The organism is Streptococcus sp. NLN64, assembly GCF_015831295.1.
Taxonomy (GTDB): Bacteria; Bacillota; Bacilli; order Lactobacillales; family Streptococcaceae; genus Streptococcus.
Window position 1 is genome coordinate 1 of sequence record NZ_JADXDQ010000034.1, and the last position, 21,322, is coordinate 21,322.

18 protein-coding genes and 2 pseudogenes are annotated in these 21,322 nt (G+C 41.9%); 11 read left to right on the forward strand and 9 right to left on the reverse strand.

Translation table 11 applies throughout. The features are described from left to right. Positions 1 to 338 precede the first annotated feature (338 nt). Positions 339 to 791 carry a hypothetical protein gene (locus I2503_RS06100; RefSeq protein WP_196967349.1) on the reverse strand — a complete coding sequence of 151 codons (453 nt, stop codon included), beginning with the start codon at positions 789 to 791 and terminating at the stop codon, positions 339 to 341. Between the two features lie 252 nt (positions 792 to 1,043). On the opposite strand from I2503_RS06100, the gene I2503_RS06105 reads away from it, so the two are divergent. Further along, positions 1,044 to 1,373: a helix-turn-helix transcriptional regulator gene (locus tag I2503_RS06105; protein ID WP_196967350.1), complete on the forward strand. Its 330-nt coding sequence runs from the start codon at positions 1,044 to 1,046 to the stop codon at positions 1,371 to 1,373. Between the two features lie 256 nt (positions 1,374 to 1,629). On the opposite strand, the gene I2503_RS06110 is transcribed toward I2503_RS06105, so the two are convergent. Together I2503_RS06110 and I2503_RS06115 are read right to left on the reverse strand one after the other, a co-directional pair. Beyond that, positions 1,630 to 1,872: a type B 50S ribosomal protein L31 gene (locus I2503_RS06110; protein WP_135036345.1), complete on the reverse strand. Its 243-nt coding sequence runs from the start codon at positions 1,870 to 1,872 to the stop codon at positions 1,630 to 1,632. A gap of 98 nt (positions 1,873 to 1,970) precedes the next feature. Beyond that, complete coding sequence (locus tag I2503_RS06115; protein WP_196967352.1) at positions 1,971 to 2,918, reverse strand: bifunctional oligoribonuclease/PAP phosphatase NrnA; 948 nt, start codon at positions 2,916 to 2,918, stop codon at positions 1,971 to 1,973. 110 nt (positions 2,919 to 3,028) lie between these two features. On the opposite strand from I2503_RS06115, the gene I2503_RS06120 reads away from it, so the two are divergent. The 5 genes from I2503_RS06120 (at position 3,029) to nt5e (ending at position 8,531) form a co-directional block, all read left to right on the forward strand. Continuing rightward, entirely contained in the window at positions 3,029 to 3,472 is a 444-nt protein-coding gene (locus I2503_RS06120; RefSeq protein ID WP_196967353.1) for a flavodoxin, read from the forward strand. Between the two features lie 67 nt (positions 3,473 to 3,539). Beyond that, entirely contained in the window at positions 3,540 to 5,036 is a 1,497-nt protein-coding gene (locus I2503_RS06125; RefSeq protein WP_196967354.1) for a hypothetical protein, read from the forward strand. Beyond that, entirely contained in the window at positions 5,023 to 5,679 is a 657-nt protein-coding gene (locus tag I2503_RS06130; protein ID WP_196967355.1) for a uracil-DNA glycosylase, read from the forward strand. The genes I2503_RS06125 and I2503_RS06130 overlap by 14 nt, the downstream gene beginning before the upstream one ends. After that, positions 5,676 to 6,146 (forward strand): 8-oxo-dGTP diphosphatase, encoded by a 471-nt coding sequence (locus I2503_RS06135; RefSeq protein WP_196967356.1) that lies wholly within the window; start codon positions 5,676 to 5,678, stop codon positions 6,144 to 6,146. The genes I2503_RS06130 and I2503_RS06135 overlap by 4 nt, the downstream gene beginning before the upstream one ends. A gap of 141 nt (positions 6,147 to 6,287) precedes the next feature. Further along, on the forward strand, positions 6,288 to 8,531 hold the full coding sequence (nt5e, locus tag I2503_RS06140; protein ID WP_196967357.1) for a cell surface ecto-5'-nucleotidase Nt5e: 2,244 nt from the start codon (positions 6,288 to 6,290) through the stop codon (positions 8,529 to 8,531). A 109-nt stretch (positions 8,532 to 8,640) separates the two neighbouring features. Here nt5e and plsY read toward each other — a convergent pair whose 3' ends face one another. The 6 genes and pseudogenes from plsY to I2503_RS06165 form a co-directional block, all read right to left on the reverse strand. Beyond that, complete coding sequence (plsY, locus tag I2503_RS06145; RefSeq protein ID WP_196967363.1) at positions 8,641 to 9,300, reverse strand: glycerol-3-phosphate 1-O-acyltransferase PlsY; 660 nt, start codon at positions 9,298 to 9,300, stop codon at positions 8,641 to 8,643. 104 nt (positions 9,301 to 9,404) lie between these two features. After that, a pseudogene (locus I2503_RS06150) lies at positions 9,405 to 9,627 on the reverse strand (tyrosine-type recombinase/integrase); the annotation flags it as partial. Between the two features lie 120 nt (positions 9,628 to 9,747). Then, complete coding sequence (locus tag I2503_RS06155) at positions 9,748 to 10,266, reverse strand: hypothetical protein (RefSeq protein ID WP_196091998.1); 519 nt, start codon at positions 10,264 to 10,266, stop codon at positions 9,748 to 9,750. A 153-nt stretch (positions 10,267 to 10,419) separates the two neighbouring features. After that, a complete protein-coding gene (locus I2503_RS06160; protein ID WP_282097728.1) occupies positions 10,420 to 11,031 on the reverse strand; it encodes an Abi family protein in 612 nt (203 codons plus the stop codon). Between the two features lie 10 nt (positions 11,032 to 11,041). Beyond that, positions 11,042 to 11,314, reverse strand: a complete 273-nt coding sequence (locus tag I2503_RS09790) for an Abi family protein (RefSeq protein ID WP_282097729.1) — start codon at positions 11,312 to 11,314, stop codon at positions 11,042 to 11,044. Between the two features lie 59 nt (positions 11,315 to 11,373). Beyond that, positions 11,374 to 12,087, reverse strand: coding sequence for an XRE family transcriptional regulator (locus tag I2503_RS06165; RefSeq protein WP_196967358.1), 714 nt, complete (start codon positions 12,085 to 12,087; stop codon positions 11,374 to 11,376). Between the two features lie 422 nt (positions 12,088 to 12,509). Between I2503_RS06165 and I2503_RS06170 the strand changes: the two genes are divergently transcribed. From I2503_RS06170 to ltrA, 5 genes and pseudogenes are all read left to right on the forward strand, one after another. Further along, positions 12,510 to 13,787, forward strand: coding sequence for a glycoside hydrolase family 125 protein (locus tag I2503_RS06170; protein ID WP_196967359.1), 1,278 nt, complete (start codon positions 12,510 to 12,512; stop codon positions 13,785 to 13,787). A gap of 13 nt (positions 13,788 to 13,800) precedes the next feature. After that, entirely contained in the window at positions 13,801 to 16,449 is a 2,649-nt protein-coding gene (locus I2503_RS06175; RefSeq protein ID WP_196967360.1) for an alpha-mannosidase, read from the forward strand. 1 nt (position 16,450) lies between these two features. Continuing rightward, positions 16,451 to 17,317 carry an ROK family protein gene (locus I2503_RS06180; protein WP_196967361.1) on the forward strand — a complete coding sequence of 289 codons (867 nt, stop codon included), beginning with the start codon at positions 16,451 to 16,453 and terminating at the stop codon, positions 17,315 to 17,317. 9 nt (positions 17,318 to 17,326) lie between these two features. Beyond that, positions 17,327 to 19,210 (forward strand): family 20 glycosylhydrolase, encoded by a 1,884-nt coding sequence (locus tag I2503_RS06185; protein ID WP_196967362.1) that lies wholly within the window; start codon positions 17,327 to 17,329, stop codon positions 19,208 to 19,210. A 741-nt stretch (positions 19,211 to 19,951) separates the two neighbouring features. Continuing rightward, positions 19,952 to 21,216, forward strand: a pseudogene (ltrA, locus tag I2503_RS06190) (group II intron reverse transcriptase/maturase). Positions 21,217 to 21,322 lie beyond the last annotated feature (106 nt).

Consider the following 21,322-nt stretch of genomic DNA (forward strand, 5'->3'; position numbering starts at 1 on the left):
CGGCTTGGATACGTTTATGAAAAGAAGCTAGTGATTTATCTTTTAGGGCTGTTTCTAATTCGTTAATGTGTTCTGGTGTAAAAATCATAATACTATTATATTTCAGATTTTGAAACTAATCAAGTATAAGTATTTTGTATTATCCGCATTCATTCCCCAAATATCTTGCCAAATTGGTTGAGCGGTAAATTTATAAACTTCTCCATCTTTTAGTCCTCCAAAATTTGCTTTTGTCAGTAATTCATCTGGAGTAATTGAAATTTCACTAGGTATGCTTGTTTCTGTACTTGAGATAGTCGATGAGTTTGAGCTAGTAGACGTTTGTGTACTAGCTTCAACTACTTTTTTTCAGATGATTGGTACTCCTTATAATCTTCATCGGTAAAGAAAGAGACATTCCAACTAGAAATTTCATATACGCTTTCAAATTTTAGTTCCATTCCTTCTTGTAAATCTAACTTATAAGGTTTCCCAACAATTTTCAAAGATTCATGCTCATAATCTTTATAGTTGTTAACATCCGTTCCATAATAAAAACTGATATAAGCCTCTGAATTATTGGATTGTATTTCAGTGAGTACAACATAGTATCTACCAGGTTTAATATCAGTACCAACTTTATATACTCCATCAGCAAAAAAGGAAACAGTTTCAGGTTTTTCTTCTGAAGATTGTGTTGTTTTAACTGTTTCTGAAGTTGTAGTTGTTTTCTCGCTAGATTTATTACTACATCCAATTAAAATAGTAAGTAGTGCAGTTGAAAGTAGAGTAATTTTGGCTAGTTTTTTCATAAAATCTCCTTAATCTTAAATTTACTTTATTCCCCCGATTCATAGAAATTCTAATGTTTGGCAATTATGGCAAATGTTCTATTAAGAATAACTTGTGCTTTTAGGGGAATAAGAAATAATTACTTTTTAGTAATGTATCTATTATACCAAAAAGTTCTTTTTATAGAACTTTTTATAAAGAAAGTTCTATATTTTTAGGTGTGTGCATCTTGAATTTAGTGTTATTCTGAAAGACAAGAAAAGGATAGTCAGATGAATAATAAAAAAACTTTGTCTCAATTTGTAGCAGATAGAATTAAAGTTTTACGTAAAGAGAGAGGGTTAACACAAGAGAAGCTATCAGAGTCCTCACAGCTAGATGTTAAATATGTGAATAAATTAGAAAATTACAGACATTCAGCAAGATTAGAGACTTTAGAGCAATTGTTAGATGCTTTAAATGTGACGTATAGTGAGTTCTTTGAATTCAATATTCATGCTCAAACTCCAGAGTTAGAGGCACTACTGGAAGTTATTTCTGAATTACCTGTTGACGAACAACAACGCAAGATAAATGCAGTAATTGAATTGCTTAGAGATTAAAAATAGCCCTGCTTTATTAACCAAGCAGGGCTATTACTTTATTACATATGATTTGGAACAAATATATTTACATACTCATTTATTGGTACAGTTTTAAGGTAACAGGTAACAGATAAGCAGAGGAAGGAGAAAACAGCTCAGACATTTGAAGATTTTGTGAGAAGTTAATAATGTGGCAATCACAAAAGAAAAAAACCATTTCCAATCTTTCGGAAATGGTTTACTATCAACAGTTTTGAGCAATTGATACGGTTTCTTATTTGAGACCGTACTTTTTGTTGAAACGGTCCACACGTCCATCTGCTTGGGTGAACTTTTGACGTCCAGTGTAGAATGGGTGTGAATCTGATGAGATTTCGACACGGATCATTGGGTAAGTTTCACCTTCAAATTCAACAGTTTCGTTAGAGTTCTTTGTTGAACCGCTAAGGAACTTGTAACCAGTAGATGTGTCCATGAAGACAACAGGGCGATATTCTGGATGGATATCTTTTTTCATTTTTTTAAAAATCCTTTCTGCCATGGTCTCTTTGCGAGCCATAGATTATTACTGAACTAGTTTACCAAATGACCAGGTATTTGGCAAGTTTTTTTGCCTTATTTCTCTGTTTTTTTCAGCAAATCCTGAATTTCTTGGTAGATTTGGTCGTTTTCTGTGGAAGAGGCGGAGTTTGCACCGCTTGCAAGGGGGTGGCCACCACCGGAGTGGTTTTTGGCAATGTCATTGATAGGAATAGTTTTGGAACGGAGACGGACTCGGTAGCTACCATCTTCTTGTTCGACGAAGACTCCCCAGGCTTTGACATTTTTTATACGACCGGGTGCACCGACAATAGCTGAGCTATCAGACTCTTTAAGGCCAAAGCGATTGAGGTCTTCTTGGGTAATGATGACACGTGCTGCACCATTCCCATCCATTTCAAGGTTGTCGTAGACAAATCCTTGTAATTTTGCAACTGCAAGACTGATAGTGTCCATTTCGCGTGAGAGACTGCTGAAGTCAATAGGGAATTGACGGAGATAGGCTGCCATCTCGAAGGTGATGGTGGTTGTGGATGGGAAAAGGAAACGACCTGTATCTCCAACGATGCCTGCATAGAGTAGGCGGGCTGTTTGAACATCCATAAGAAGATTGGCTTCACGAGAAAACCGAGTGATCATTTCACTGGTTGAGGAGGCTTGTGGGTCAACCCAGCTGATGTCTCCGTAAGGGGTATCGTTTGGGTGGTGGTCAATTTTGATTAATTCGCGTCCGTTTTGGTAGCGCTGGTCGTCGATTCGTTCGCGATTGGCGGTATCACAGACAATAACCAGAGCGTCTTGGTAGTCTTGGTCGGATACGTAGTTCATACCGGCTAACCAATGGAGGTTTGGTTCATCGTAGCCTGTGACGAGCACTTTTTTTTCTGGATAGTTGAGGAGGAGAAGATTTTGGAGTCCTACCTGGCTCCCAATCGCATCCAGGTCAGGGCGTACATGCCGGTGGATGATGATTTTGTCGTATTGGCGAATCTTTTCTAGTAATTGTTCAAAAATTTCTTCCATGTTGTATCCTTTTTGCTTTTTTTCCATTTTATCATAAGGGCAGGTCAATGCAAACTTTCGGGTATGGTTTGTGTTATAATTGAAGGCGAACAATTATTTAGGAGGCTAAAATGACATTAGCTAAAATTGTCTACGCAAGTATGACAGGAAATACTGAAGAAATTGCGGATATCGTCGCAGATAAACTACGTGATTTGGGTTTGGAAGTCGATGTAGATGAATGTACCACTGTAGAGGCTGAGGATTTTCTTGAAGCGGATGTGGCTATTGTGGCATCTTACACCTATGGTGACGGTGAATTACCAGACGAAATCGTTGACTTCTATGAGGACTTGAAAGAGATTCATTTAGAAGGAAAATACTACGGTGTAATTGGCTCTGGAGATACCTTCTATGATGAATTCTGTAAGGCTGTAGATGACTTTGACCAAGTATTCTCTGAAATTGGTGCTGAAAAGATTGCAGAAAATGTCAAAGTTGACTTAGCAGCTGAAGATGAAGATATTGAAAATCTTGAGAATTTTGCGGAAGAAATTGCTGCGAAATTGACCTAAGTAATGCGAAGAGGCTGGGCCATGCCCAGCCTTAAAGTATATCTGTGCATAGTAAGGAGATGTTTTTTTGACCAAACTATATGGAATATTAACTAAAATTTTACAGGTTGTACTCTTGGTTTTGAGTTTGCACTGGGTCTTGGTCGCATTTTTGGCACTGGGTCAACCTTGGTGGCTGACTTTTCCAGCGGCACTGGGGTTAGGTTTTTGGATTTATCGTAAGCCTTCATTCTGGAAACGAATCTACGATTTTCTCTGTCGCCACAAACTAGTAGTCATTGGTGTTCTGACCGTATTTCAGATTTTATTGCTTTTATCGGCTCAACTCTTAATTCGAAGGGATGCAGCAGTTGTTTTCTTGGGAGCCTTCAAACTATCTAAGCCCTTGTCGATTGCCAGTTACCTGACTCGAAATCCTAACAACCTGCCCCTTTTTCTCTATGAGCGCTGGTTCTATAATCTGCTGGGTCCAGCGGCCCTTTGGGTGATGCAGGGAATCAATATCCTTGCTACCAATCTCTCAGCTCTGATTTTGTTTAAGGGAACCGAGACTTTCTGGGGACGTAAGCGGGCAGATTTGGTCTTCCTCTTTTACACAGCTCTTCTGGTGGCTTCACCATTTTTTATGGCGATGTATACGGATATGTTGGCCTTTCCCTTCATTAGCCTGCAATTTTTCTTTGCTATGGGCCTACTCAAGTCCAGTCGAACCAAGCGGATGGCACTGCAATTGGGTTTGGTGACGGCTCTAGCCTATCTATTACGTCCAACCGTGTTGGTGACTGTTTTAGCCCTCTTTTTAATTCTCTTTTTCACCAAAGATTGGCGAAAGCTGCTCTTGGGCTTAAGCCTTTTTAGTCTGAGTTTTGCGGTTGTCCATGTCCCTCTACAGCGCGCCATGGACCAGCAAACTGAGGTCATCTTGGTGGAAGGTGACGGCTTGGCCAAAACGCCCCTCCTCTTTGTGAATCTGGGCTTGACTTACTCGGGGACAGACCAAGAAGATATGAAAGAAGGCTTGCTAGCTTATTTAGATCCGGAGGTGCGAGGGGAGTATAACAACGGAATGTTTGCGGAAGAGAATGTCAAAAAGGAAATTCTACGTCGCATCCGGGAGTATAATTTCTGGACCTTTACGGAGCATACTGTTTACAAACAAAGTCAGACGGTCCGAAGTGGAACCCTTAACTGGATTTACTACGAGGATGTTGAGCGCGAAAAAACACCTTATATCTCTCCACTTTATGAAGAGGTAGGCTCACAGCCCTTCTTTACTTGGATTCGTCGCCACTTTATTTCATTTGACCGCCCCGAGTTTGGAGTTTATGCTTGGGTCAAACAGGTAGTTTGGCTTGCTCTAGCTTGGGGTATTGTCCGAGCTAGTAGGCGTTATGCGGGTGAGCGCACCGATTTACAATTTGTCATGTTAGCAGTTTTAGGTGGTTTCCTGTTTCTTCAGGTTTTCGAGGGCGGCAAAACGCGTTATTTAATTCAATTTTTACCACAAATTTTAGCTTTATCGAGTCTAGGTTGGATACGGGATGACAAGCATGGAAAGATTTAAAGAGACTGACTGGTACCCGGCTCTGCAAGCTGAGTTAGGAAGTGCTTATTTTGAGCAAGTAGAGGCTTTTATGGAGGAAGTATATGAAAAGGGACTTGTGTTTCCAGCAAGGCAAGATGTCTTTCGAGCCTTTGAATATTCCAGCTTGGCTCAGACGCGAGTGGTGATTTTGGGACAAGATCCCTACCATGGGGAGGGACAGGCGGATGGTTTGAGTTTTTCTGTTCCGACTGGCGTACCGGCTCCTCCCTCCCTTCGGAATATTTTTAAAGAGTTAGAGTCGGACATCGGCTCGAGATCAGAGACGGATTTGTCCGATTGGGCTCAGTCAGGGGTGCTCTTGTTGAATTCTGTTCTGACGGTAGAGGCTGGTCAGGCCAACAGTCATCAAGGGCGTATCTGGGAAGTCTTGACGGATGCTGTGATTTCCCTCTTGGGTAGGAAAACAGAACCCATCGTTTTTATTCTCTGGGGCAAGTTTGCACAAAAGAAAAAGTCCCTTATTGGGCCGGGACATATGATTTTGGAATCAGCCCATCCGAGTCCTCTGTCGGCCTACCGAGGTTTCTTTGGAAGTCGGCCTTTTTCCAAAGCAAATGCATTCTTAGAAAAACCGATTGATTGGTTAGGAGGAAAACCATGAAGCAGCAGCTGGCGACGATTTGTTATTTGGATAATGGGAAGGAGTTTTTGCTTCTTCACCGGAACAAGAAACCAAATGATGTCCATGAAGGGAAGTGGATTGGGGTCGGTGGTAAGGTCGAGGCTGGTGAGAGTCCGGAAGACTGTGCCAAGCGGGAGGTCTTTGAAGAGACGGGCTATCTCGTCGGGGACATGGATCTGGTTGGTCTGATTACCTTTCCTGCTTTTACACCTGGTACAGATTGGTATACTTATGTTTACCGGATCCAAGATTTTTCGGGGACGCAAATTGAGAGTCCGGAGGGCAGTTTGGCTTGGGTTCCTTTTGATGAAGTACTTTTGAAACCAAGTTGGGAAGGGGATCACCTCTTTCTCAAGTGGATTCTGGAAGAAAAACCGCTGTTCTCAGCTAAGATGGCCTATAAAGGCGATCATCTTCAGGATTGGTCAGTTCAATTTTACAAATAAGGCGCAGAAAACACATTCTGCGCCTTATTTGTTCGCAATTTCCGAACCTTTGTATTTTTTGCTAAAAATTTTTCTGATTTTGTTCGGATTTTTCTCCTTCTTGTGCTATAATGTTTTCAGTAAAAGGAAAGGATTGTACCAATGAAAAAAGAATCATTGCTCCCACTTGTATCTGCCGGCCTCTTGGCTCCATTCTTCCTCTCCACAGGAGTTGCGGCTGAAGAAGTAAGCACAGAACAACCTGCTGCTACCGCCGAAACCGTTAATCAGGTTCAAAATCCTGCTGCTGAACAACCTGCCGTTACCGCAGAAACCTTGGCTAGTCAGCCACCAGTAGTTGAGGTACCAGAAGTGACCCCAGCTGACTCTGGTGCAGCTGCTGCAAATGCGGAAGTGGCACCACGTGCAGCTAGTCTTGATCCTGAGGCTGCCCAAGAGTCCAAAGATTTAGTGATTCTTCATACCAATGATGTTCACGGCCGGATTGTAGAAGACCGGAATGTTATTGGGGATGCCAAGGCTGCAGCTGTAATCAAAGAAGAAAAACAAAAGCAACCAACCTTAGTGGTTGACGCAGGAGATGCTTTTCAAGGGCTTCCAATTTCCAACTCCAGCAAGGGTGAGGAACGTTTGAAAATCCTTAACATGGTTGGCTATGATGCCATTGCCGTGGGGAACCATGAATTTGACTTTGGTTTGGATCAATTACGTAAGTATGAGAAAATGCTTACCTTCCCAATCCTTTCTGCCAATACATATGTTAACGGAGCCCGTCTTTTCAAGGCTTCTAAAATTATTGATAAAACTCCAGGCATTGATGGAGATGAATTTGTCGTTATTGGGGTAACCACACCCGAAACTGCAACCAAAACTCACCCAAATAATGTGGTCGGTGTGACCTTTACTGAGCCAATCACTGAAGTACAAAATGTGATTGCTCAAATTGAATCTGAAGCTCGAGCTGAAGGTAAGGTCTATAAGAACTATGTCATTTTAGCTCACCTTGGTGTGGATGCTACAACCCCAGTTGAATGGCGTGGCGACACACTTGCTCAAGTCCTTTCTGAGGATGAGAGCTTGAAGGATAAACGAATCATTTTGATTGACGGTCATTCCCATACAGTTGCAGATGTTACAAATTATGGCAAAAATGTAACCTATAATCAAACAGGTTCTTATCTCAATAACATTGGTAAAATCGTTCTTAAATCAGATAGTCTTTTGGGGCAAGCTAGTTTGATTTCTGCGGCTGACTTGAAGGATCAACAACCTGATCCAGAGATTGCTGCAGTGGTTAGCCGCATTAAAGAAGCCTACGATGCGGATAATGCAGTGGTCATTCGCGCGAACAACACAGTAGAACTCAACGGTAAACGTGAAAATGTCCGTGTTCGTGAAACCAACCTGGGTAATGCTGTAACAGATGCCCTATATGCTTACGGGCAAACTGGATTCCAACATCCAAGTCACCTAGCTGTTACCAACGGTGGTGGACTCCGTGAAACCATTGCTAAAGATAAAGACATTACCAAAGGAGATGTCATCGCGGTTCTTCCATTCGGGAACTTGATTTCTCAAATCACGGTTAAGGGTCAACAAATTCAAGACATGTTTAAACGCTCTATTTCTGCTATTCATCAGAAAGATGCGGAAGGAAATGTTATTTTGGATGAAAATGGTTTGCCTCTACTTGAGCCAAGTGGCTACTTCCTTCATGTCTCAGGGGCGCGTGTTTTCTTTGATCCATCCCTCGAACCTGTGGATCGTATTTTGAAGATCCAGATTTTGGATCCAGAATCTGGCAAGTATCAAGATTTAGATTTGGAAAAAACTTACTACCTAGCTACCAATGATTTCGTAGCAGCAGGTGGAGATGGTTATGATATGCTCGGTGGTGCGCGTGAAGAAGGACCATCCATGGATGAAGTCTTTGCCAACTTCTTGAAAACGGCTGATCTCAGCAAATATGAAGTGGTGAATCCAAATTCACGGATTGTATCTGTTTCAAAAGATTCTAATTGGCAAGATTTGGCTTATCCAACTGAACCTACCAAACCAGAACAACCTGAAAATCCAACGAATCCAACGAATCCAAATCAACCAAGCAAGCCGCTAAACCCAGCCAACCCTAGCCAGCTAAATAAACCAGGCCAACAAGAAGGTCAAGCTGGACAAGATAAGCAGAAGCCAGCTACAAAACTGGTATCCTTGGGACATAATCCAAGTTACCAAGCACCAGCTAAAGTTCAGGCTACAAGTTCATCAGCTTCTGAAGCTAAATCTCTTCCAAATACAGGAACAGAAGGCAATGCGGCAGCAGCTGTTCTAGGACTTGGTATTCTCGCTACACTTGGCCTTGTTCAAAGCAAACGTCGTAAAAATTAGTTTTAAATCTATAAAAACTGTTAAACTACCTTGGTCTATAAGACGGGGTAGTTTTTTGCATAGAAAAAGACCAGCTGGTTTGAGCTGGTCTAGGCTTGTAAAAGGGGAATTATTCTTTCTCGCTATCTGAGGGAGCCTTTTCAGGCTTCTGTTGGCTTAAATTGATGCCCCAAGGGACAATATTTTCTTTTCGTTCCAGGATACGAACGACATTGGAGCGATGGCGGATCAGGATGAGGAGTGCAATTCCGATGATGGTTAGGGTGAAGGCAGTGTCGTATTCGGGAATCATAAAATGAATGGCTGGGAAAATGAGGACACCGAGGATGGCGGCAATAGCCGCGGCCATACTAGAGAGGGAAATCATACTAAAGAGGTAAAGGACGCCAAAGAAGATAATGGCCATATAGATAAAAAAGCCGAAGGAATAGGCAAAAACAGCACCAGCGCTGGTTGCAACGGCTTTCCCACCCTTAAATTGGGCAAAAATCGGAAAGACATGCCCCAAAACTGCGGCTAGCCCAAATAGGATAGGCGAAACAGGGAGTCCGAGTAGGATTGGAAGGTAGGTAGCCAGAGAACCTTTAAAGAAATCAACGAGAAAGGTAATGATTCCAGCCTGTCTGCCAAGAACGCGGAAGGTGTTTGTAGTACCCGTATTTCCAGAGCCTTCGGTTCGTAAATCAACATTGAAAAAGTACTGGCCGATCCAAAGACCAGTCGGTATCGACCCTAAAAGATAGGCGATTAAAAAGCATAAGATAATCATAGAAATAGTATAGCACATTCCTTTCTGAAAGTCGTTATATATCAAGGGGTTGAGTTGTGTCCCTTGATATATGATTGTGAATAAGGGGTAAGAAAGGAGAAACATTAGTATTTTTCTAAAATTGCCATCAGATTGTTATTCATATTTTCTGTGGCATGAGTGTAAATGGCGTTTGTGGTTTTTGGATAAGAATGTCCAACTTTATCCATGATTGCACGGAGAGGGATATTATTTTCTGCTAGTCGACTAATTAGAGTGTGACGGAAGATGTGACTGGATATTTTTTTTATTGATTGAATTATCAAGTCTAGAATTTGCGTTTTTGAGATTGGTGTAAAAAAAGCATTTGAAAAAGGTCCGACAGTAACTGCTGGACCTTTTACTATACGATAGTTACACTCACACTCAATTTTTGGCGAAGGTAAGTGTGGAGTTTTTGTTATTTAATTACTTGACATCTAGCTCAACAATCTTTTTCTCGTTGTTGTCGAAGATAAAACCTTGTTTTACCTCTAATTCCATTTTTCCAGAACCGTTTACCCCAAAGGCATCAACGAAGTTTTCGAAGGTTCTACCTGCTGAAACAGTTTCTAGGATTGTTCCGATTGAATGATCATCAGCCTTTTTGCCATCAACATACAACTCCAAATCAGATCCAATGGAATAGTCTTTGTCAGTACCATTGTATAAATCGTAGGTTACTTTTAAAACTCGCTCAGGTTGCGGCTCATCAAATTCATTGCGTTCGTCTGTCCATTCAGCGCTCTTAATAGTAATTTTTACGCCGTTCTCAAACGGAATTTCTTCGCCGATTTTGTAAGTATCTTTTTTTGCAGTTTTTTGCTCAGAAGAAGCTTGCTCAGTCTTTTCTGATGAACCAGTAGAAGACGTTGAGTTACTTTGCGAACAAGCGACAAGTGCGAAACTTGCAAGTAGTGTGGCTCCTAATAAAGTAATCTTTTTCATAGTAAAACTTTCTAGCCAGCTTTTTACGTGGATCAGGCATTGCACATCGGTTATCAGTCACTAAAAAAGAGTCAATTCTGTTGAATTGACTCTTTTTCATAAACCCATTTTGGGCCAAGGGCGAAACCTTGTTTCCTCAATGAAATAATAGCACTAAGAGGATAAAAAGTCAACGCTTTTTATAAAAATAGAATTAAAAAACTTGGTAAGATAGACTGACTTTTGGAATAGTGTATAGTTTTCGGTGTAATAATCAACGAGCCACCTACCTTCGCTGTACCTTCGTTGATTCAAGTTATCAGAGCAGACTTTCTTGTGTAAATAAAACAAATTAATTAAATCGCCAATTTTTGGAAAGTGTACGAATGATTGATTAATTCCCATGTTAATGCAAAAGGTTTTTGATGCAGCTTGTGGTCTAGCTATTCGTTCTTCTTGAGGGAAAAGATTTATCAAATAAACATCGTTATGGGCACAAGAGTTTCGAATGTTTTTTATGAATTTATGTTGAGATTCATAGAGATTTAGCTCGCTCTTCTGTACTTTTCCTTTACAGAATTCTAAAAATAAGACTAGTGTTCCATAATCTATAATCTCCATGAAGACCCATGCTGAAATTTGGGTTCTTTTCTTAAACATGTCTTTTTTATAAGAGCTGTTCCTGAAGTGTGCTAAAACTTCATTGAATTTATCAGGATATTTATCTTGAAAACTCTCAATTATTGTATATCCATCTTGTTGTTTGTCTAAAGTCAATACAGTCATTAAACGAGTTCTAATCAGAATGTTCTACATCTAGACAAAGATGAAGAAGATACTCTCTTAATCTAACATCCATTCTTGCTGTAGCCTCAAGATGGTCGAATGTAAGTGTATCATATTTACCATTAGGTAATTTCGGATAATTTTTCCTATAGCTAGAAATTTTGTAGTAATAACTTCTAGTCATTAAATAATCTTTGATTTGTTCTTCATTAAAGGTGCCTAACTCGATACCCTTAGATGTAAATTTTTCGATCAATTCATCAAAAGACAGTTTAGGTTTCAAGATGTTCCTTCCTCCTATCTAGTAAAATCTTTGGTTCCAATATTTTGCACACTGATTGTCTAAATTGAAATAGGTTGAAAACTACCAACAATTTTCCCGATGATTCTAGGATTTTCATCATATGGGGCAAACTTATCTATGTATTTTGGGTTTAGGGAAATAAGACGGAGACCGTTCTCCTTGCGTTCGACTTTCTTAATATAGGTTTGGCCATCCCATTCTACGGCATAGATTGCTCCATCATAATCGAAACCGGTATCTTTGATAAGAGCAACCTCACCATTCAAGAATCGAGGCTCCATGGAGTCTCCGTAAATCCATGAAGCAAAGTCGTGGTCTAACTTTTTATCAAAGTAAACGGTATCAAAATTTCCATCATTAAAGTAAGATGAGCCGGTACCAGCAGAGAGTTTTTCGTAAACTTGATACTCATATAAATCTTCTTTAATCATCTGATTTTGTTCTTCAAGCAATTCATTTCCGTAGTTTATCCACTTGGTATGATTTTCCTTGTTGAGCTTAGTGTTGAGCTTTTTTATTGAATCTGGGTGGTCGAGTGAAGAAGATTTAGTTTTGGATGAATCAAAAAGATCTTGCGGAGATACAGAGAGAGCAGAAGCATAAATATGAATGTCTTTCTCACTTAAATTTCTTTTTCCATTTTCATGATTAGAAATGGTGTTTTGCTTAAACCCTGTTAGTTTTGCTAAATTTTTTTGGGTAAGTCTTTTTGATTTCCTAATCATTTTTATGGAATTACCTAAAATACTCATATTTGTTCACCTCTCTTTAGATATAGTATAACGTATTGAGATAAAAAATCAAATAAAATCTCGAAAAGGGATTTTATTTGTGATTGAGCTAGGATTTCTTCGGATCGTTTTGTGATGATAAAGTGTGGAATGAAAATGCTTCATTCGCATACAACTTTATGGATTTAAATGAGTAATAGTGGAGAATTCTTGGGTTTTGCGTAAAATGATAAGCGGTATTAGCAAAAAGCTAGGTTTAATCGAAGTTTACATGTATTCAATCTTTTCGAAGAAATCTAGTCCCATTTCCTCCCAATAGCCAATATTTGTGTAGGAATGGGTTAAGTTTGTGTATAGGTTTTTGATGGATATTTCAATAGAATGAGAATAGGAAATTGTCGGTATTCGAAAGAAGAGACGTGCATGAAAAGGGGAATAAGAATATGGTCTACACAAAAGAAATTTTAGAAGAATGGTTAGCGGATATTCGTGAACTAACCAAGGATCATCCAAGTTGGGGGCGGGTATTTGAGTCTTGTTACAGTGATACGCTTGAGAAAACCATTCGGATTTTGGAGGATGGCACAACGTTTATCGTGACAGGGGATATTCCAGCTATGTGGTTGCGGGATTCGACAGCTCAGGTCAAGCCCTTTTTAGGGTTAGCCAAGAGGGATCCGAAGTTGCGTCAGATGATTGCAGGTCTAATTCAAAGGCAGATGGAATTTATTCTTTTAGATCCCTATGCCAATGCTTTTAATCAGGAAGCAAATGGGCAGGGGCATCAATTGGATCAGACTGAGATGAGTCCTTGGATTTGGGAGCGCAAGTATGAAGTCGATTCGCTTTGTTATCCGATACAGTTGGCCTATTTATTCTGGAAGGTAACAGGCGAGACGAGTCATTTGAATCAGACTTTTTATCAGGCGGTTGAAAACATCGTCAACCTTTGGATTTTAGAGCAGAGGCATGACCAGTCTCCGTATCGGTTTGAAAGGGATACGGATCGAGTAGAAGATACCTTGTCTCGTTCCGGTCAGGGGCCTGCTTGTTCTTATACTGGGATGACTTGGTCAGGTTTTCGGCCAAGTGATGATGCCTGTGTTTACCCTTATTTAATTCCATCAAATATGTTTGCATCGGTTGTGCTGGGCTATCTGGGAGAGATTTTGGAGGATTTTCCAAGTCAAAATCAGAATTCCCTTGCTGAAAAAGTAGCCTACCTAGCTAGAGATATTATCGGTGGTATTTATGCTTATGGAATCACAAAAAATAAGGCTGGGGAGCCTATTTTCGCCTATGAGGTCGATGGGCTAGGCAATCAGTCCATTATGGATGATCCGAATGTTCCCAGTCTGTTAGCTGCACCTTATCTTGGTTTTTGTGACAAGAATCATCCCATCTATCTCGCGACGCGGAGAACCATCTTGAGTCCTGAAAATCCCTACTTTTATGAAGGTGAATGGGCTTCAGGACTGGGGTCGACTCATACTTTTGAGTCTTACATTTGGCCCATTGCCCTGGCTATACAAGGGTTAACAACTGTGGACCGAGATGAGAAGGAGAGGTTATTAAATCTGATGGTTGCCTGTGATGGTGGTACCGGATTTATGCATGAATCTTTCCATGTTGACAATCCAACTCTCTATTCAAGAGAATGGTTTTCATGGGCTAATATGATGTTTTGTGAATTGGTTTTAGATTATTATCAGGTGGAGTAGGAGGTTCGTTCGGATGAGAGAAACGGTGCATATTGTTTCACATAGTCATTGGGATCGGGAATGGTATCTTCCTTGGGAAGCGCATCGCATGCGCTTGGTGGAATTGTTCGATGATTTGTTGGAGCTCTTTGAAAGTGACCCAGAATTTAAGAGTTTTCATTTAGATGGTCAAACCATTGTGTTAGATGATTATTTGGAAATTCGTCCCCAGAATCGGGAAAGGCTTCAGCGATACATTGATGAAGGACGTTTGGTAGTTGGTCCTTTCTATATCTTACAAGACGATTTTTTAATCTCCAGTGAAGCCAATGTTCGTAACAGCTTAATCGGACATTTGGAAAGTCAGAAATGGGGGCGGGCTCCTAAAGTCGGTTATTTTCCTGACACCTTTGGGAACATGGGGCAAGCTCCTCAGCTCTTGCAGCAATCTGGTATTGAAGTGGCCTTTTTTGGCCGTGGTGTTAAGCCAGTAGGTTTTGCCAATGAAGTTCTTAGCGATGAAGCCTTTCAGTCTCCTTATTCAGAGATGATCTGGGAAGGAGCAGATGGCACCTCTGTTTTGGGAATTCTTTTTGCCAATTGGTACAGTAATGGCAATGAGATTCCTGTAGATTTGGAAGAAGCGCGTGTTTTTTGGGAGCAAAAATTAGAAGAAGTGAGAAAGTACGCTTCAACCTCACAGTATCTGTTGATGAATGGTTGTGACCATCAACCGGTCCAGAAAAATCTGAGTCAAGCCTTGGCTGTGGCTCGGAAATTGTATCCTGAGATTCGCTTTGTTCATTCGACTTTAGCAGACTACGTAGAAGCTGTACGAGCGGAACTACCCGCCAATCTTTCGACGGTTAAAGGCGAATTAACCAGTCAGGAAACAGATGGTTGGTACACTCTAGCCAATACAGCCTCTTCACGAATGTATCTCAAGCAGGCTTTTGACCAAGCGAGTCACTTGCTGGAGCAGGTGGTCGAACCCTTGGTTGTGATGACAGGAGATGAGGTTCCAAGGGACGAATTGCGCTATGCTTGGAAGTTGCTCTTACAAAATGCTCCCCATGACAGTATTTGTGGGTGTAGTGTTGACTCCGTTCATGCTGAAATGGAGACTCGTCTCCAGAAAGTTCAGCAGGTTGGCCAATTCTTAGCGCAACGAAGCTTGGATCGTTGGGAGTCAAAACTAGATAGTCAGAGCCTGCAAGGGTTGGCTTTTAGTGTTTTAAATCCAACTGCTTACACCCAATCCCAGGTTCTGGATGTAGAACTGGTCGTAGATGCGGCAGACTTTCGGGATGGTCAATTGGAAGCCCATTTCCAAGACATGGCAGACATCCAGCTTCCTCCGTTGGGACTTTATACGAGTCAGGGACAGGAGCTAGAGGCCCAGATTGAGGATTTGGGAGTAGCCTTCACCTATGACCTACCCCAAGATGCCTTCCGTTCGGCAAAGTTTGCTCGCAGGGTTCGGGTCCGTTTTGCTTTAGCCAATCAAGCTCCCTTTTCTTGGCAAACCTTTCAACTTTTGCCCAAAAAGGAAACATCTTCCCAGAACAAGAATGAAAAAATTCTTGAAAACCGCTATTATCGATTGGAGTTGGCGGATGAGGACTTGATCTTGGAGGATAAAAGGACTGGCGAGCGGTACCAACATTGGATGCGTTTTGAGGATTCGGGGGATGTCGGAAATGAATATGTGTTTAAGGCACCGGAGGGAGAGAAGTCTCTGCTGGGAAACTTGGTGGATTTTCAAGTGATTCATCAAGACCAGACTTACGCTCAGGCCCGGATGGTCCATCGCTTGCGGCTGCCCCTTGGTATGGAAGAGGACCTCTTGGAGGAACAACAGAGACTGGTAGAATTTAAAAATCGCAAGTCTCAAAGAAACCAGCAAGTTAAGGAGCTGTATCTTGAAACCAGGTTGACTTTATTCCAAGATAATCCGCAAATCCGTTTTCAAACCAACTTTAAAAATGAAATGAAGGATCATCGGCTGCAACTGGTATTTGATTTAGGAATCCAAGCGGAAGAACACGAAGCGGACTCAATCTTTGAGGTGGTAAAACGGCCAAATCAACCTTTGGAAATGTGGGAAAATCCTTCCAATCCCCAACGCCATCGAACCTTCATTAGTATGGCAGACTCACAGTTCTTCTATACCGTGTCCAGTAAGGGTCTTCATGAATATGAGGTGCTGGATTCGGGTAAGATTGCCTTAACCCTCTTAAGGGCAGTTGGAGAAATGGGAGACTGGGGTTATTTTCCAACCCCGGATGCCCAGTGTTTGCGAGATTGGCAGGTGGAGTATGCCTTAGAGCTTGGAAGATTGGACCAGCGCTATGATTCTTACCAAAGAGCATTTGCATTTCAAGGAGCCTGCCTCACAAAACAGGTGACCAAACATTCGGGTAGTCTGCCACTTGTTTGGCAGAGTTTGCAACATCCAGCTTTAGACAATCCTCGGATAGCTGTAACGTCATTAAAAGTTGCAGAAGCCTCAGATCAGATTTTGCTTCGTTATTTTAATCTAAGCCATGAGTCAATTGATTTGGAGCAGGATGATGGTGAGTGGATAGATTTACTGGAGCAGCCCCTCTCAGAAGAAATGGGAATTTTGAGGGCTCAAGAAATACGAACACAGGTGGTTGGAAAACGATTGAAAGGTGATTGATATGGTAGTTGCATGTTTTGATATAGGTGGGACTGGCATTAAGGCAGCTCTCATAGATGGACAGAAGCAGTTGCGTAATCGGCAGGAATGGCCTACTCCTGAGAGTTTGCAACTCTTACTGGAGCAAATGAAGGATTTTATGCATGCTACAGAGTCCTTAGAAGCAATTTCACTTTCCATTCCAGGTGCAGTTGATTTGGAGACAGGTGTGATTCAGGGACTCAGTGCCATTCCCTATATCCATGGAGTTTCCTGGTATGAACTATTAGCAGAATATGCTTGTCCGGTTTATTTAGAAAATGATGCAAACTGTGTTGGCTTAAGCGAGTTAGCCTTAGATGGGGGTCTCTCGACCTTTGCCTGTGTTGTGGTAGGGACTGGAATTGGAGGTGCCCTCCTTGTGAATGGGCAATTGGTTCGAGGGGCTCGTGGTTTTGGTGGGGAATTTGGCTACATGTTAATCGATTCGGGTCAAGAACCCTTGAAAAATTGGTCCCAATTAGCGTCGACTGGAAGTTTGGTTCGGTCAGTTGCCAAGCAATATGGAGAAGCAGAAGAAAACTGGAACGGGAAAAAGATTTTTGACCAAGCGAGTCAGGGTGATGAGATTTGTAACAAAGCGATTGAGACCATGGCTAAAAATATAGCCATTGGCTGCCTGAATCTCTTTTATTTCTTTGAACCTCAGGTGATTGCTTTTGGTGGTTCGATTAGCCAGAACCCTCTATTTATAAAAGCGATTAGGCACCAGCTCCATCTGATTCAAGAAGAGTATCCAGAAGAATTTCCAGTCTTGCCTGAAATTCGAGCCTGTCATTACAAAGAAAATGCCAATCTGGTCGGTGCCTATATGCGAACCCTGCAATAAGGAGAAAAGATGAACCTAAACATTCCTGAAAGACTTGGGCAAAGTCCAGAGCAGATCCTTGAACTTTGTCAGCAACTACATTTAGATGTCGACCTCGAATTGGTGCTGTCTGGAAATGACTCCCTACGCATTTCTGGAAATCAAGGGTGCTATCAGATAGAGGCGCCTAAAGAACACATGCTTTACCGTGGCCTCTTGTCATTAGCTAGCCAGCTGCAGCAAGGGTCTAGCCAGGTAGAACTTGAGGAAACGCCTGTTTACCAGTATTTAGGGGCCATGTTTGATTGTTCCCGAAATGCGGTTCTGACTGTGGCCTCCTGTAAAAAGATGATTCAATCCTTGGCTTTGATGGGTTACAATCAGTTTCAACTGTATATGGAGGACACCTATCAACTTCCAGATCAACCTTATTTTGGTTATTTCCGTGGAGCCTACACGCCAGCGGAGTTAAGGGAGATCGAAGCCGAATGCCACCGCTATGGAATGGAATTTATCCCTTGTATCCAAACACTGGCCCATTTACATGGTTATCTAAAGTGGAATCTTTCCTCCATCCAATCCATTCGTGACATTGACAATATTTTACTGGTAGGAGCAGAGGAGACCTATAAGCTCATTGAGAAGATGTTTCAAGCCCTTAGTCCTCTTAAAACTCGAAAAATCAATATAGGTATGGATGAAGCCCATCTGCTTGGCTTGGGACGGTATTTGATTGAGCATGGATTCCAGAATCGCAGTCTGCTCATGTGTCAGCACCTGGAACGGGTTTTGGATCTTGCGGATGCCTATGGTTTCGAATGCAGCATGTGGAGTGATATGTTCTTTCAACTTCTATCCACTCAAATGAATTATACGGGAAAATTAGAAATGGATGAGGCTGTCAAGAAGAAGATAGATGGCTTGAAAAAGCGCGTGAAACTCATCTACTGGGATTACTATCAAACCAACTCTGACAGTTACAGCGAAAAACTTCAAGCTCATCTGCCCCTGGGGACAGACCTTGCCTTCGCCAGTGGAGCTTGGAAGTGGACTGGTTTCACTCCCGATAATCGCTTCAGTCTTCTAATCGCTGGACAGGCCCATGAGGCTTGTCAAAAATTTGGAGTTCAAGAGGTCACCATTACTGCTTGGGGAGATAATGGGGGAGAAGCGGCTAGCTTTTCCATCCTCCCCAGTCTTTTAGCCTGGGCAGAATGGAATTACCGAGGGAACACGGAGCAGCTCGCCAGTCATTTTGAACAACTGATTGGTCTGACTTTAGAGGATTTTCTCCTCTTGGATACCCCTAATCAAACACCGAGTCACCCAGGACAGGAACACCATAGTTTCAACCCTAGTCGCTACCTGCTTTATCAGGATGTCTTATGTCCTCTCCTACTAGCTCATACGGATGCAGAAGCAGATTCTCTGTACTTTGAATCTCTGATTCCAAAGTTGGAACACCTAGCCAATAGTGCTCACGACTTGGCCTATCTATTTGATACTCAGGCTAAACTTTGCCGTTTGTTGGCTAGAAAAACGAAGGTTACTCACGTCTTGCGACAAGCTTATGCAAACCAGAATCTTCAGCTACTGGAGAAACAGATTCCTGAACTAGAACAGTTGAAACAAGATTTAGATGAATTCCATCAGGTAGTTAGCCAGCAGTGGCTGCAGGAAAACAAAATCTTCGGTTTGGATACCCTAGACTTACGTTTGGGAGGGCTTGCAGCTCGGATTCAACGGGCACAGAACAGACTCCAAGATTATGTGGTAGGAAAGCTGGACAAACTAGAGGAGCTGGAAGAGAAAATCTTGCCATTTGACGACCTCTATATTAAAGAAGGCTTTAAGGCTACCTCAGCCAATCAGTGGCATACCCTAGTGACCGCCTCAACCTTCTATACAACTTAAGCAAGATAGAGAGTGAGACAGAACGATTTTATTTGTAAAAAACGTTCGTTACAAGTCTTTATTTCATGTTGTAACCTGAAACGGTTTCTCCCCAAACCTACCCACCTCCGGTCTAAAGGCATGTTGAATGCCTTTAGAGTTTTTAGATGAAATGAACGAAGTTCATGTCAATGTTGATTAGGTTGTTTTCGGAGGTAAAAGAGTCAGGAATTGACTCTTTTTCTTTGTACGACGGGCATGTCGTACATCTGAGGTGTAAGTCCTCTGTGGGCACCTGCTACCGGTGAACCCAATAGCGACTCCCAAGCCTGACTATCGTGAGGTAGCGGGGAGAGGAAGGGATAGCGAAATCGTGGCTCTACGAACAGAAACGTGATATTAAGGCGTATATAGGGGATAAGGGGGCCTAGAACTCTAAAGTCCAAGAAGGTAGTCGTAACCTATATGCGTAAATCACGAGAGTAAACGAGGAAAGATGTACGACTTATCCCGTGAGGTCTCATGAGCGCTTCCTGCGTAGTAACAACGAATCATGAGAAGTCAGCCGAACCCATAGTAGTGAAGAAGCTTCTGTAATGGAAGTGGAGCGAAGGGGTGAACAGTTAACCGAAGTATACCTACTTCAATTGTATCTGTAACGTTGAGGATCTGATAGAACTGGAGGCAGTCACGTATTGACTAGAGGAAGGTTCACCAATTTAAGATGTCCTACAGATAACGAAACAAGAAAGGAATACGCACATGTCTAAACTACTAGACCAGATATTATCAAGAGACAATCTTCTCGAAGCCTATAAGCAGGTCAAAGCCAATAAGGGCTCTGCAGGTATCGACGGTGTCACAGTTGATACGCTTGATGATTACCTGAGAGAACACTGGCAAGAAACTAAAAAACAGATATTGGAAAGAAAGTATAAACCTCAGCCAGTATTGCGAGTTGAGATTCCGAAGCCTAATGGAGGTGTTCGTCAGCTAGGTATTCCAAGTATGATGGATAGAATCATACAACAGGCAATTGTACAGGTTCTAAGTCCAATTTTTGAAAATCATTTCTCAGAGTATAGCTACGGCTTCCGTCCAAATCGCTCTTGTGAGACAGCCTTGGTCAAGTTACTGGAATATCTGAATGATGGTTACGAATGGATTGTAGATATAGACTTAGAGAAATTCTTCGATACAGTACCACAGGATAGACTCATGTCATTAGTCCATCGTGTCATCGAGGATGGAGATACTGAGTCCCTCATCCGAAAATACCTTCATTCAGGTGTTGTGATAAATGGTCAGCGCCAGAAAACCCTAGTAGGAACACCTCAAGGAGGAAACTTATCTCCGCTCCTGTCTAATATCATGCTTCATGAACTAGACAAGGAATTGGAAAAACGGGGTCTGCGTTTCGTACGCTATGCGGATGATTGTGTTATCACAGTCGGAAGTGAGGCGGCGGCAAAGAGGGTTATGCACTCGGTCAGTCACTTTATAGAGAAACGACTAGGCCTCAAGGTGAACATGGAAAAGACAAAAATTGTTCGCCCAACAAAGCTGAAGTACCTAGGGTATGGCTTCTGGAAATCTCCAAAGGGCTGGCGCAGTCGCCCTCACCAAGAGAGTGTGCAGAAGTTTATGAGGAAACTTAAGCAACTGACTTCGAGGAAATGGAGCATCAGCTTGAGTGAACGGATTACATCACTAAACTCCGTCATCAGAGGTTGGGTCAACTACTTTTCAATCACGGACATGAAGACAGTGATGACAAAGTAGATGAGCGACTTCGAACGCGAATACGGGTAATCATCTGGAAACAGTGGAAAAAGAAGTCATGTCGCCTTTGGGGCTTACTGAAACTCGGAGTTCCTAGATGGATAGCGGACAAAGTGTCAGGTTGGGGTGACCATTATCAACTAGTAGTACAAAAGTCAGTATTAAAGAGAGCAATATCAAAACCAGTCCTCGCCAAACGAGGACTGGTCAGCTGTCTCGATTACTCCCAAATTATTCATACCTAACTTAAAAACCTTCCAGAAACCGTATTGATCACAGGGTTTCTGGAAGGTTCTGCTTTTCACCCATTGGGTGAAACATTCGACTAGACAAAAAAGGATTTCCCCTTTA